Here is a 12,666-nt window from a genome sequence, read left to right as displayed (position 1 = left end):
GGCATGGCACAACCAGGAGAATGGCATGTCTGAGACAAAAAAGAAGGTTGCCTTGCGCTCGGCCGAGTGGTTTGGCTCGCAGGACAAGAATGGCTTCATGTACCGCAGCTGGATGAAAAACCAGGGCATACCTGACCACGAATTTCATGGCAAGCCCATCATCGGCATCTGCAATACCTGGTCCGAACTGACCCCCTGCAACGCGCATTTCCGCCAGCTGGCCGAACACGTCAAGCGCGGCATCCTGGAGGCGGGTGGTTTCCCAGTGGAATTCCCCGTCTTCTCGAACGGCGAATCGAATCTGCGTCCGACGGCCATGCTGACGCGCAACCTGGCCTCGATGGACGTGGAAGAATCGATCCGCGGCAACCCGATGGACGCCGTCGTGCTGCTGGTGGGCTGCGACAAGACGACACCGGCGCTGCTGATGGGCGCGGCCAGCGTCGACATTCCCACCATCGTCGTCAGCGGCGGCCCCATGCTGAACGGCAAGCTGAACGGCAAGGACATCGGTTCCGGCACGGCCGTGTGGCAGTTGCACGAACAGATGAAGGCCGGTTCCATCACCCTGCACCAGTTCATGTCGGCCGAGTCCGGCATGTCGCGCTCGGCCGGTACCTGCAACACCATGGGCACGGCCTCGACGATGGCCAGCATGGCTGAAGCGCTGGGCACGTCCCTGCCGCATAACGCGGCCATTCCCGCCGTCGATTCGCGCCGCTACGTGCTGGCGCACATGTCGGGCATCCGCATCGTCGAAATGGTGCACGAAGACCTGCGCCTGTCGAAAGTGCTGACGCGCGCAGCGTTTGAAAACGCCATCAAGGTCAACGCCGCCATCGGTGGCTCGACCAATGCCGTGATCCACCTGAAGGCGATTGCCGGACGCATCGGCGTGCCCCTGGAGCTGGAAGACTGGACCCGTGTGGGCCGTGGCACGCCAACCATCGTCGACTTGCTGCCGTCGGGCCGTTTCTTGATGGAAGAGTTTTACTATGCGGGCGGCTTGCCGGCCGTGATACGCCGCCTGGGCGAAGGCGATTTGCTGCCGCACAAGAATGCGCTGACCGTGAATGGCAAGTCGCTCTGGGACAACTGCGTCGAAGCGCCCATCTATAACGATGAAGTGGTGCGCACCCTGGACAACCCGCTGCTGGCCGATGGCGGCATTTGCGTGTTGCGCGGCAACCTGGCGCCGCGTGGCGCCGTCCTGAAACCGTCAGCCGCCTCGCCGCATTTGATGCAGCACTGTGGCAAGGCTGTCGTTTTCGAGGATTTCGAGCACTATAAATCGCGCATTCTCGACCCGGACCTCGATGTCGATGCCGACTCCGTGCTGGTCATGAAAAATTGCGGCCCGAAAGGCTATCCCGGCATGGCCGAAGTGGGCAACATGGGCTTGCCGCCGAAACTGCTGGCGCAAGGCATCACCGACATGGTGCGCATCTCGGATGCGCGCATGAGCGGCACGGCCTACGGCACCGTCGTCTTGCACGTGGCGCCGGAAGCCATGGCGGGCGGCCCGCTGGGCATCGTCAAGGATGGCGACATGATCGCCCTCGATTGCCACGCCGGCAGCCTGAATATTGACATCAGCGATGCGGAAATCGCCGAGCGCCTGGCGAAGCGCGAGCTGGGCAGCGCGCCTGGACCGAAGAGCGGCTACCAGCAGCTGTACATCGAACACGTGTTGCAAGCCGATGAAGGCTGCGATTTCGACTTCCTGGTCGGCAATCGCGGTTCCGCCGTGCCGCGTCACTCACATTAAGCGGAGAATCCCATGCTGTTGCTGCAATTTAAGAATGAACATGGCGGGCGTCTGGTCGGCCTGCTGCAAGACGACCAGATCCGCGTCATCGAAGGCTACAACACGACGTATGCGCTGGCGCAGGACGCCATCCGCAAGAAGGGCAACCTGGCGGAACTGGTCAACGCCAGCGTCGGCAATACCATGCATTTGTATGCGGACGTGGCCGCCAGCGGCCGCCTGCTGGCACCGCTCGACCATGCGGATGAAGCGCACTGCTACGTGACGGGCACGGGCCTGACCCATCTGGGCAGTGCCGGTGCGCGCGACGCCATGCACAAGAAGATCGGCGGCGATGCGGAGTCCTTGAGCGACTCGATGAAAATGTTCCGTCTGGGCGTGGAAGGCGGCAAGCCGGCTGAGGGCACGGCTGGCGCCCAGCCCGAGTGGTTTTATAAAGGCGACGGCTCCATCGTGCGCGCTGGCGGCCAGCCGCTGCGTATGCCGGACTTTGCCCTCGATGGCGGCGAAGAGCCGGAAATCGCCGGCCTGTACGTGATCGGCGACGACGGCCAGCCGTATAGAGTCGGTTACGCTATCGGCAATGAATTCTCGGACCACGTCACGGAGCGCCAGAATTATCTGTACCTGGCTCACTCGAAGCTGCGCATGTGCAGCGTAGGCCCGGCCTTGCTGGTGGGCGAATTGCCCGCGCACATCGCTGGTACTTCGCGCGTGCTCGACGCGGCAGGCAATGTGCGCTGGGAAAAGGCCTTTGTCAGCGGCGAAGACAATATGTCGCACACGATTGCCAACCTGGAACACCATCACTTCAAGTATCCACTGTTCAAGCGCCCTGGCGACGTGCACGTGCACTTCTTCGGCACGGCCACCCTGAGCTTTGCCGATGGCGTGAGCGTGGCGCCGGGCGAAACCTTTGAAATCGAAGCGCCGGCCTTTGGCCCTGCCTTGCGCAACCGCCTCGACGTCTTCCCAACCGTATTTGCGAAAGTGAGCACATTATGAGTGTCAATATCACCGGTGATGCATTGATCGGCGGCGTCGCCGTCAAGGGCAATGGCGGCTCCTTCGAAGCGTGGGACCCGGCCGCGCGCGCACACATTGCGCCCGCCTTCCACATGGTCGATGCCGCGCAAATCGACGAGGCTTGCCGTCTGGCGCAAGCGGCGTTCGACCCTTTCCGCGCCACCACGGATGCGCAGCGTGCCGATTTTCTGGACACCATCGCCGCGCAAATCGGCGAACTGGGCGACGAGCTGATCGTGCGCGCCATGACGGAAAGCGGCTTGCCGCGCGCGCGCCTGGAAGGCGAGCGTGGCCGCACGGTGGGTCAGTTGAAATTGTTCGCCGGCTTGCTGCGCGAAGGATCGTGGACCGATGCGCGCATCGACAGCGCCCTGCCTGAGCGGGTGCCGCCGCGTCCAGACTTGCGCTTGCGCATGATCGGCCTGGGCCCCGTCGCCGTGTTTGCGGCCAGCAACTTCCCGCTGGCCTTTTCCGTGGCCGGTGGCGATACGGCCTCGGCGCTGGCCGCCGGCTGCCCTGTCGTGCTGAAAGCCCACTCGGCGCATCCGGGCACGTCTGAACTGGTGGCGCGCGCCATCGTGAAAGCCATCGGGATTTGCCAGCTGCCGGCCGGCGTGTTCGCCTTGCTGTCGGGCACGGGCAATGGCATCGGCCAGACTTTGGTGGCCCATCCGGCCATCCAGGCCGTCGGTTTTACGGGATCGCGTTCGGGCGGCATCGCCCTGATGAAGGTGGCGGCCGAACGTGCGCAGCCAATTCCCGTATATGCTGAAATGAGCAGCATTAACCCCGTGTTCGTGCTGCCGCAAGCCTTGGCTGCCCGTGGTGCGGCGATTGCCAGCGGCTTTGCCGCCTCGCTGACGATGGGCGTGGGCCAGTTCTGCACCAATCCCGGTCTGGTGCTGGGCTTGGCCGGCGCTGACTTTACGGCCTTTGCCGCTGCTGCCGCCGAAGCGCTGGCGCCCGCGCCCGCCGCCACCATGTTGACGGCTGGCATCGCCAGCAGCTATGCCAAGGGTGTGGCCGCGCTGGCGCAGCACGCCGACGTGACATCGCTGGTGCAAAACGCGGGCGAGGAAGGCAAGGGCGCCGCCGCCCTGTTCGTCACTTCGGGCGAGGCGTTTTTGGCCAGGCACGACTTGCGCGATGAAGTGTTTGGCCCGGCCTCCCTGCTGGTGGCGTGCCGCGACATGGAACAATTGCTGGCGATTACGGAAAGCCTGGAAGGCCAGCTGACGGCTACCCTGCAAATGGAGGCGGGCGACCTGATTGATGCGCGCCGTTTGCTGCCCGTGCTGGAACGCCGCGTGGGCCGCATCCTGGCCAACGGTTTCCCGACGGGTGTGGAAGTGTCGACGGCCATGGTGCACGGTGGCCCGTTCCCGGCCACGTCGGACGGCCGCAGCACGTCCGTGGGCACGGCAGCCATCAACCGCTTCCTGCGCCCCGTGTCGTACCAGAACCTGCTGCAGGACTTGCTGCCGGAAGCGCTGCGCGATGATAATCGGCTGGGGATATGGCGCCGCAAGGATGGCGTGCTGGGCAAACTTTAATCATAAAAAATACACATAAACAGGTGGAGACAAGATGAAGCAATTGGCGAAATATGGCAGCTTGCAGGGCAAGCGCGTGTTCATTACGGGCGGGGGCAGCGGCATCGGCGAATCCATGGTGGCGGAATTTGCCGCCCAGGGCGCGCTGGTGGCGTTTGTCGATATTGCCGTGGAAGCGAGCGAGGCCCTGTGCCGCCGCCTGGCCGAAGCGGGTATGGCGGCACCCCTGTTCCGCCATTGCGACATCACGGATATTGCCTCGCTGCAAGCCGTCATGGCGGAACTGGCGGAGAAGCTGGGCGACTTCGATATTCTCGTCAATAATGCGGCCAACGACCAGCGCCACCAGGCGCAGGACGTGACCCTCGAATACTGGAACGAGCGCATTGCGATCAATCAACGTCCCATGTTCTTCACTTGCCAGGCCGTGTTCGAGGGCATGAAGCGCAAGGGCGGCGGTTCCATCATCAATGTCAGCTCGATTTCCTGGCACATGAAGTCGGGCGGCTATCCTGTGTATGCCACCACCAAGGCGGCCGTCGTGGGCCTGACGCGGGGCCTGGCGCGCGATTATGGCGCCCACAATATCCGCGTCAACACGGTCACGCCCGGCTGGGTCATGACGCAGCGCCAGATCGACCTGTGGGTCGACGACGCGGCGGAAGTGGAAATCAAGAAAAGCCAGTGCTTGCCAAGCAAGCTGATGCCACAAGACATCGCCGCCATGGTGTTGTTCCTCGCTTCCGATGACAGTGCGATGTGTTCTTCCCAGGAGTTCATCGTGGATGCCGGCTGGGTCTGACAAAACGTCCAGGGCGTTGTTGCAGGGTCGGATGTCATCGTACTGATGTACCAGCGTACTGTCTAGCCAGGCCCGGTCCCGTAAGCAACAAGAATGACTACGGCCAGTGCGCCGAGCACCTGGGCACGGGCATCTACAAAGGCATGTGGGTGGGGCTGGACTCTTCGATTCCGCATACCAAGGGCTGGCCGCAAGTCGATGCGCGCGACTTGAACCGCTATCAAAGCCGCCAATTACCAGCTGCCAAACGCTAAGGGGCCAGGAGTTGTGTGCCAGGGGATACGAAAATCGGTATCGCAAGCGAAAAAGAATTGATTGGATGGCTATGTTGCTTTCTCCTACCATGGGTTCATAAAAAACCGCCCATCCGGCATCCGGCTGTGATGGTATTCCAAAAAAAACTGGAGACAAGAATGACTTTGAGCCGCCGCAACCTCCTCGCCAGCGCCATGCTGCTGGCCTTTTCCGCCACCACCTTCGCTACCTCGTCGGCGTTTGCCGCCAAGCCCCTGGTCATGGGCTTTTCGCAGGTAGGCGCCGAGAGCGAATGGCGCACCGCCAATACCGTCTCCATCAAGGATGCCGCCAAGAAAGACGGCGTCACCCTGAAATTTGCCGACGCGCAGCAAAAGCAGGAAAACCAGGTCAAGGCGCTGCGCTCGTTCATCGCGCAAAAAGTCGACGTCATCGCCTTTTCGCCTGTCGTTGAATCGGGCTGGGATACCGTCTTGCGCGAAGCCAAGGCGGCCAAGATTCCCGTCATCTTGACGGACCGCGCCGTCAATGTGGCCGACAAATCGCTGTACGTGACCTTCATTGGTTCCGATTTCGTGGAAGAGGGCCGCCGCGCCGGCCAATGGCTGCTCGAGCACGCCAAGAAAACCCCGGATACCACCTTGAATATCGTCGAACTGCAGGGCACGGTCGGCTCCGCCCCGGCCATCGACCGCAAGGAAGGCTTCCAGGAAGTCATCGGCAAGAATCCCAAGCTGAAGATCATCCGTTCGCAAACGGGCGACTTTACGCGCGCCAAGGGCAAGGAAGTGATGGAAGCCTTCCTGAAGGCCGAAGGCAAGAAGATCAACGTGCTGTACGCGCACAATGACGACATGGCCATCGGCGCCATCCAGGCCATCGAAGAAGCGGGCATGAAGCCGGGCAAGGACATCATCATCATCTCCATCGATGGCGTGAAAGGCGCATTCGAAGCCATGATCGCCGGCAAGCTGAATGTCACCGTCGAATGCAGCCCGCTGCTGGGCCCGCAACTGATGTCCATCGCCCGCGACGTGGTGGCCGGCAAGCCCGTGCCGGCGCGCATCACGACGGTGGAAGGCGTGTTCCCTGCCGAGGTGGCCGCCAAGGAATTTCCGAACCGTAAGTACTAAGCTTGCCGCATGATGAAGACGCAAGCGCATCACAACGCCGCGCCAACTCCCCTGCTGGAGTTGCGCGGCATCAGCAAATCCTTTCCCGGCGTCAAAGCCCTCAGCGATGTTGCCCTGCGCCTGTATCCGGGCGAAGTGCATACCTTAATGGGGCAAAACGGCGCCGGTAAATCGACCCTGATCAAGGTGCTGACGGGCGTCTATACGCCCGACAGCGGCCAGATCTTGCTCGACGGCAAGCCCATCGCGCCCGCATCCACCTCGGATGCGCAGGCGCTGGGCATCAGCACCGTGTATCAGGAAGTCAATCTGTGCCCGAACCTGTCGGTGGCGGAAAACATTTTTATCGGCCGTTATCCACGCCGCTTTGGCCTCATCGATTGGCGTGCCATGCAGCACCAGGCGCGTGCCTTGCTGCAGCAATTGCAGATCGATATCGACGTCACGGCGCAGCTGTCCAGCTTTCCGCTGGCCATCCAGCAAATGGTGGCCATTTCGCGCGCGCTGAACATTTCTGCCCGCGTGCTGATCCTTGACGAACCCACGTCCAGCCTGGACGAGGCGGAAGTCACTCTGCTGTTTTCCGTGCTGCGCCGCCTGCGCGAGCAAGGCATGGCGATCCTGTTCGTCACCCACTTCCTGGACCAGACCTACGCCATTTCCGACCGCATCACGGTGATGCGCAATGGCGAGCGCGAAGGGGAATACGCGTGCAGCGAGCTGTCGCGCCTGGCACTGGTGAATAAAATGATCGGCGTGGCGTTTGATACACCGGAACAAGCGCTGGATCTGGCGCAAGACGCGGGCGCCGCCAGCTTTGGTCCCAGCGTGCTGGAAGCACAGGGACTGGGCCGCAAGGGCGCCTTGCTGCCCATGGATTTCCACATCCGCCAGGGCGAATTGCTGGGCCTGGCCGGCTTGCTGGGATCGGGCCGCACGGAACTCGCACGATTGCTGTTCGGCGCCGACAAGGCCGATTCCGGCTGCATCACCATGCAGGGCAAGCTGCGCCAGTTCAGCGTGCCGCGCGACGCGATTGCCCACGATATCGGCTTTTGCTCGGAAGACCGCAAGCACGAGGGGGCGATTTTGTCGCTGTCCGTGCGCGAAAACATCATCCTGGCTTTGCAAGCCCGCATGGGTTTGCTGCGCGCTATCCCGTTCAAACGCCAGCAGGCGCTGGCCGACGAATATGTGAAGGCGCTGGGCATCAAGACGTCCAGCATCGAGACGCCGATCGGCAGCTTGTCGGGCGGCAATCAACAAAAGGCCTTGCTGGCGCGCTGGCTGGTGACGTCGCCCGCCATGCTGATTTTGGACGAACCGACGCGCGGCATCGACGTGCGCGCCAAGCAGGAAATCATGACTTACGTAAGCAAGCTGTGCCGCAAGGGCATGGCGATTCTGTTCATCTCGTCCGAATTGCCCGAAGTGCTGCGCTGCAGCGACCGTATTTTGGTCATGCGCGACCGCAAGGCTTGCGGCGACTATGCGCGTGGCGAGCTCGATGACAGTTCCGTGCTGCAAGTGATCGCCGGAGATACAGCATGAGCATGACCACACCGTCGCCCACCGCCCCTGTGGCGCGGGCGGCTGCCACCACGGATTCATCCATTGTGCATACCGTTTTACACCATCCCCTGAGCCGGCCCCTGGCCGCGCTGTTGCTGCTGTTGCTGGTCGATTTCTTTGCCATCCCAGGATTTTTCCACCTGGAAGTGCGCGACGGCCATCTGTACGGCAGCGTGATCGACATCGTCAACCGCGCCGCACCCTTGATGCTGGCCGCGCTGGGCATGACCCTGGTAATTGCCACGCGCGGCATCGATATTTCCGTGGGTGCCGTCGTGGCCCTGTCCGGCACCGTGGCCGCCATGCTGATCGGCGGCACCATGGTGATGGAGAATGGCGTGGCGACGTATGTGAGCAACATCCCCATGGGCTGGGCCCTGGCGGCGGCCCTGGGCGCGGCCTTGCTGTGCGGCGCCTGGAATGGCGTGCTGGTGGCCGGCCTGGGCTTGCAACCCATCGTCGCGACCCTGATTCTGATGGTGGCCGGGCGGGGCCTGGCGCAGCTGTTGACGGATGGGCAAATCGTCACCGTCTACTATCAACCGTACTTCTTCATCGGCAGCGGCTACCTGTTCGGCTTGCCGTTCTCGCTGTTCCTCGTGGCTGCCGTGTTTATCATCACGGCCGTGCTGATGCGCAAGACGGCGCTGGGCCTGTTCATCCAGGCGGTCGGCATCAATCCTGTCGCCGCGCGCCTGGCCGGTATCAGGACGGCGACATTGATCTTTTTCGTCTACGTGTTTTGCGCCGCCTGCGCGGGCTTGTCGGGACTGATGATCAGCTCGAACATCAAGAGCGCGGACGCGAACAATGCGGGCCTGATGCTGGAACTGGACGCCATCCTGGCCGTCACCCTGGGCGGGACGTCCCTGGCCGGCGGCAAGTTCAGTCTCGTGGGCAGCATGATAGGCGCGCTCATCATCCAGACCCTCACCTACACCATCTATTCGCTGGGCGTGCCGCCGGAAGTGAACATGGTCGTCAAGTCGGTCGTCGTCTTCCTCGTCTGCCTGTCGCAATCGTCGCAATTCAAGCAATTGCTGCATCGGAGAAAAGCATGAAGGGCTTGCTGCACACCCCGTATTTCACCTCGCTCGTCACGGTCCTGCTGCTGGTGGTGATGCTGGGCCTGGGTGGCGCCGCCTATCCGGGCTTGCTGTCGACGCAGGTCATTTTTAACTTATTGATCGATAACGCCTTTTTGCTGGTCATCGCCGTCGGCATGACCTTCGTGATCGTCTCTGGCGGCATCGATTTGTCTGTCGGCTCCGTGCTGGCCCTGTCGACCATGATCGCCGCCTGGCTGCTCCACGTGGCGCACTGGCCGCCGCTGCTGGTGATCGCCACCGTGCTGGCGCTGGGCACCATTTTTGGTGCCGGCATGGGTGCGCTGATCCATTATTTCAAATTGCAGCCATTCATCGTCACCCTGGCTGGCATGTTTCTGGCGCGGGGTCTGTGCTATTTGATCAGCATCAATTCCATCACCATCGATAACCCGCTGTTCGTGGCCATGTCGCAGACGCAATTGGGGCTCTTGGGCGGCTTCGTCTCGCCCGGCGTGGTGATTGCCGTGCTGACCTTGCTGCTGGCCATCTGGCTGGCGCACGCCACGCCGTTCGGCCGCGCCGTGTATGCGATCGGCGGCAATGAACAGTCGGCCCTGATGATGGGCTTGCCCGTGGGGCGCACCAAGGTGCTGATTTACGCCTTCAGCGGCTTTTGCGCCTCGCTGGGCGGCGTGCTGTTTTCGTTTTACATGCTGTCCGGCTATGGCTTGCATGCGCAAGGCACGGAACTGGACGCGATAGCCGCCGTCGTCATCGGCGGCACCCTGCTCAGCGGTGGCTACGGCTACGTGGCGGGCGCCCTGTCAGGCGTGCTGGTGCTGGGCACCATCCAGACCCTGATCGCCTTCGACGGCACGCTCAGCTCGTGGTGGACCAAGATCGTCATTGGCGGCCTGCTGTTCGTCTTTTGCGTCGTGCAGAGATTGATGGCCATGGGGCAGAAAAATACCAACGAGAGTTAAGCTTTATGTTGAAGCAACACACACTTGCGTACAAGCCGGACGGCGGCATCGAGTTCATCCATCAAACGGATGGCCCCGCAGCCGATCCCGGCGCCGCCTGCAAGGCATCCTGAACGCTTGCTGACGATGCACCAGACACACCGATATCAGTAGTATCGATATTGAATTAAAACTGATATCGATCATGATATGATTTATTGATGGATACCCTCAACCCCAACTGGTTCTTGCGAGCCCGCCTGAAGACGCGGCAATTGCTGCTGTTGATTGCCCTGGACGAGCAGCGCAACATCCACCGCGCGGCGGAAGAATTGCACATGACGCAGCCGGCCGCGTCCAAGCAAATCAAGGACCTGGAAGAGATGCTCGACGTGCGCCTGTTCGACCGGTTGCCGCGTGGCATGGAGCCGACCATTTACGGCGAAACGATGATACGCCACGCGCGCATGGCCCTGACGAGCCTCTCCCTGGCGCATGACGACATCGTCGCCCTGAAGTCGGGCCTGACGGGCCAGGTGGAAGTGGGCGTCATCATGACGCCGGCCATGGCCTTGCTGCCGCGCGCGATTGCCCGCATCAAGCAGCAGGCGCCATTGATGCGCATCGGCGTGCACCTGGAGCACAGCAATACCCTGATGGACATGCTGCAGCACGGCACGCTCGATTTCATGATCGGGCGCATCCTGGAAAAGGAAAGCAGCGCCGGCCTCATCTACGAGGAATTGACGGAAGAGCCGGCCAGCGCCGTGGCGCGCAATGGCCACCCGCTGCTGTCGCGCAAGAATCTGCAATTGAAGGATTTGGCGGGCCAGCCGTGGATCTTGCCGCCGCAAGGCAGCATCCTGCGCCACCGCTTCGACATGATGTTCCGCCGCGCCAGCCTGGAACCGCCCGTCGACGTGGTCGACACCACCGCCTTGCTGCTGATCACGTCCTTGCTGCAGCAAACGGATTCATTGCACGTGATGCCCACGGAAGTGGCGCATTACTACGCGTCGTTGAACGTGCTGAGCATTTTGCCCATCGAGCTGCCTTGCAAGATGGATGCGTTCGGCATCATCCGGCAGCAGGATCATTTGCTGTCGCCGGGGGCGGATATGCTTTTAAAAGCTGTACGCGCCACGGCCGCTGACATGTATTGACTCGACGGCTGAAGAGCTGGGGTCAGACCCGCCGGGTCTGACCCCGGATTTATGCTGCGTCATCCGGCACTAGCCCGGCGTGTTCACTCCGGCACTTCAAAAAAGAACAGCTGCACCAGCCGGCCATTCTCCGGCGTGTCGCCAAACACATTGCTGATCGAGTGAAAGTAATGGCCCTTGTACACGATCAGGCGGTTGTGGCGCATCGGCACTTCCAGCAGCGCTTGCCAACTGTCGCGCTGTTCCTGTAAGTCGTTGAATTTCTGCACTTTACTGTTTGGCAACCAGCGCTTCTGGAAATCCTTGAAGCTGGCGTAGCCGCCCGCTTTCACGTCCGCTTCGGGCAAGCGCCGGTACCAGCCGCTGGGCTGGTGGCGCCAGAAGGTGGTGCCGCCCTGGCACTGCTCGGGCGGGTTCAAATACAGCACGCCCGCATAGAAATTGAAATTATTCCCCGTCTCGTTATCTACATGGATATCCGTGCGTGCCATGGCGTCGGCATAGCTGAGGCGGTACGAGCCGTTGTCAGGCGAAATAAAACGGATGGGGCGGCCCAGCGCCGTGGCGATTCGTTCCATGATGGCTTGGCAAGGCTGGCCCGCCGTCTGGCTGCCAGGATAGTTCTGTCCCGCATAGCGCTGCTGCTCAAATGGTAAAGCCAGCGCCTGCGCGCGCCCGGCGCTGGGATCGGGCAGGAAATCGTCGAGGATGTGCAAATCCGTTTCGCGCAGGAAATCCTGCAGCGCTGGCGAGACGTTGATCGGTGTCAGCGTTTCTGCCTGTTCCGCTTGCGGACTGGCAAAGCCGATGCGGCACGTTTGCGCCAGCGCCGGATGCAGCGCCAGGGCCTGCGCATAGCGGGCCAAAGCCAGATCCTGCTGTCCCGTGCGGTAATACAGTTCGGCCAATCCCTGCAGGGTTTGCCAGCGCTGCGGGCGCAGGGCGTGGGCCCGTTCCAGTTCGGCGATGGTATCGGCCAGCCGCTGTTTTCCCATCAGCAATTCCGCATGAAGAATCGCGAAATCGTGCTCGTGCGGTGCCAGTCGCGCAGCCGTGGCATAGCTGGCCAGCGCCGCCTCGCTGTCCGTGCCGCGCAGCACATTGCCCAGGTTGTAGTGGAACAGGGCATTGTCCGGCTGCTGCCTGAGCGACAGTTTTAACAGGCCCAGGCCGATGGTACCCTGGCCCAGTTCCAGCATGGCCAGGCCCTGGAAATGCTGCGCTTCCGCCAGGGCCGGGTCCAGTTTATAGGCAGCCTGGTAGGCGTTGATCGCTTCGATCAGCTTGCCTTGCTGCTGCAGCCGTTGCCCGTTTGCCAGTTGTTGTTCCGCCAGTGTCTGTTCGCCCATGTCCCGATCCCGATGCAATGTGGCGAACAGTGTA

Annotated in this window: 10 protein-coding genes; 9 read left to right on the top strand and 1 reads right to left on the bottom strand. The window is 62.0% G+C overall.

Annotated elements, in window-relative coordinates:
- The first annotated feature begins 25 nt into the window (after positions 1 to 25).
- The 9 genes from ACQ4WN_RS11015 to ACQ4WN_RS10975 all read left to right on the top strand — a co-directional run bounded on the left by ACQ4WN_RS11015 (position 26) and on the right by ACQ4WN_RS10975 (position 11,283).
- On the top strand, positions 26 to 1,768 hold the full coding sequence (locus tag ACQ4WN_RS11015) for an IlvD/Edd family dehydratase (RefSeq protein WP_436551574.1): 1,743 nt from the start codon (positions 26 to 28) through the stop codon (positions 1,766 to 1,768).
- A 12-nt stretch (positions 1,769 to 1,780) separates the two neighbouring features.
- Positions 1,781 to 2,773, top strand: coding sequence for an AraD1 family protein (gene araD1 / locus ACQ4WN_RS11010; RefSeq protein WP_436551573.1), 993 nt, complete (start codon positions 1,781 to 1,783; stop codon positions 2,771 to 2,773).
- Positions 2,770 to 4,347: an aldehyde dehydrogenase (NADP(+)) gene (locus ACQ4WN_RS11005; RefSeq protein ID WP_436551572.1), complete on the top strand. Its 1,578-nt coding sequence runs from the start codon at positions 2,770 to 2,772 to the stop codon at positions 4,345 to 4,347. Before araD1 ends, ACQ4WN_RS11005 begins: the two co-directional genes overlap by 4 nt.
- A gap of 34 nt (positions 4,348 to 4,381) precedes the next feature.
- Positions 4,382 to 5,149: an SDR family NAD(P)-dependent oxidoreductase gene (locus ACQ4WN_RS11000; protein WP_436551571.1), complete on the top strand. Its 768-nt coding sequence runs from the start codon at positions 4,382 to 4,384 to the stop codon at positions 5,147 to 5,149.
- Between the two features lie 413 nt (positions 5,150 to 5,562).
- Positions 5,563 to 6,537, top strand: a complete 975-nt coding sequence (locus ACQ4WN_RS10995; RefSeq protein WP_436551570.1) for an ABC transporter substrate-binding protein — start codon at positions 5,563 to 5,565, stop codon at positions 6,535 to 6,537.
- A gap of 9 nt (positions 6,538 to 6,546) precedes the next feature.
- Positions 6,547 to 8,088, top strand: coding sequence for a sugar ABC transporter ATP-binding protein (locus ACQ4WN_RS10990; RefSeq protein ID WP_436551569.1), 1,542 nt, complete (start codon positions 6,547 to 6,549; stop codon positions 8,086 to 8,088).
- Positions 8,085 to 9,170 carry an ABC transporter permease gene (locus ACQ4WN_RS10985; protein ID WP_436551568.1) on the top strand — a complete coding sequence of 362 codons (1,086 nt, stop codon included), beginning with the start codon at positions 8,085 to 8,087 and terminating at the stop codon, positions 9,168 to 9,170. The genes ACQ4WN_RS10990 and ACQ4WN_RS10985 overlap by 4 nt, the downstream gene beginning before the upstream one ends.
- On the top strand, positions 9,167 to 10,141 hold the full coding sequence (gene yjfF, locus ACQ4WN_RS10980; RefSeq protein ID WP_436551567.1) for a galactofuranose ABC transporter, permease protein YjfF: 975 nt from the start codon (positions 9,167 to 9,169) through the stop codon (positions 10,139 to 10,141). The genes ACQ4WN_RS10985 and yjfF overlap by 4 nt, the downstream gene beginning before the upstream one ends.
- Before the next feature lie 200 nt (positions 10,142 to 10,341).
- Entirely contained in the window at positions 10,342 to 11,283 is a 942-nt protein-coding gene (locus ACQ4WN_RS10975; RefSeq protein ID WP_102292709.1) for a LysR family transcriptional regulator, read from the top strand.
- An 83-nt stretch (positions 11,284 to 11,366) separates the two neighbouring features.
- On the opposite strand, the gene ACQ4WN_RS10970 is transcribed toward ACQ4WN_RS10975, so the two are convergent.
- The gene (locus tag ACQ4WN_RS10970) at positions 11,367 to 12,632 is read right to left on the bottom strand and encodes a DUF6445 family protein (RefSeq protein ID WP_436551566.1); all 1,266 of its coding nucleotides are present in this window, start codon (positions 12,630 to 12,632) and stop codon (positions 11,367 to 11,369) included.
- Positions 12,633 to 12,666: the final 34 nt, after the last annotated feature.

It is taken from the genome of Janthinobacterium pasteuri (assembly GCF_051380775.1).
Taxonomy (GTDB): Bacteria; Pseudomonadota; Gammaproteobacteria; order Burkholderiales; family Burkholderiaceae_D; genus Janthinobacterium.
The sequence above is the reverse complement of the archived record's forward strand: the minus strand, read 5'-3'. Positions and strand labels throughout refer to the sequence as shown.

Excerpts from the sequence above, each read along its gene's own strand:
- ACQ4WN_RS11015 (WP_436551574.1), top strand. The coding sequence starts at position 26 with ATGTCTGAGACAAAAAAGAAGGTTGCCTTGCGCTCGGCCGAGTGGTTT.
- araD1 (WP_436551573.1), top strand. The coding sequence starts at position 1,781 with ATGCTGTTGCTGCAATTTAAGAATGAACATGGCGGGCGTCTGGTCGGC.
- ACQ4WN_RS11005 (WP_436551572.1), top strand. The coding sequence starts at position 2,770 with ATGAGTGTCAATATCACCGGTGATGCATTGATCGGCGGCGTCGCCGTC.
- ACQ4WN_RS11000 (WP_436551571.1), top strand. The coding sequence starts at position 4,382 with ATGAAGCAATTGGCGAAATATGGCAGCTTGCAGGGCAAGCGCGTGTTC.
- ACQ4WN_RS10995 (WP_436551570.1), top strand. The coding sequence starts at position 5,563 with ATGACTTTGAGCCGCCGCAACCTCCTCGCCAGCGCCATGCTGCTGGCC.
- ACQ4WN_RS10990 (WP_436551569.1), top strand. The coding sequence starts at position 6,547 with ATGATGAAGACGCAAGCGCATCACAACGCCGCGCCAACTCCCCTGCTG.
- ACQ4WN_RS10985 (WP_436551568.1), top strand. The coding sequence starts at position 8,085 with ATGAGCATGACCACACCGTCGCCCACCGCCCCTGTGGCGCGGGCGGCT.
- yjfF (WP_436551567.1), top strand. The coding sequence starts at position 9,167 with ATGAAGGGCTTGCTGCACACCCCGTATTTCACCTCGCTCGTCACGGTC.
- ACQ4WN_RS10975 (WP_102292709.1), top strand. The coding sequence starts at position 10,342 with ATGGATACCCTCAACCCCAACTGGTTCTTGCGAGCCCGCCTGAAGACG.
- ACQ4WN_RS10970 (WP_436551566.1), bottom strand. The coding sequence starts at position 12,632 with ATGGGCGAACAGACACTGGCGGAACAACAACTGGCAAACGGGCAACGG.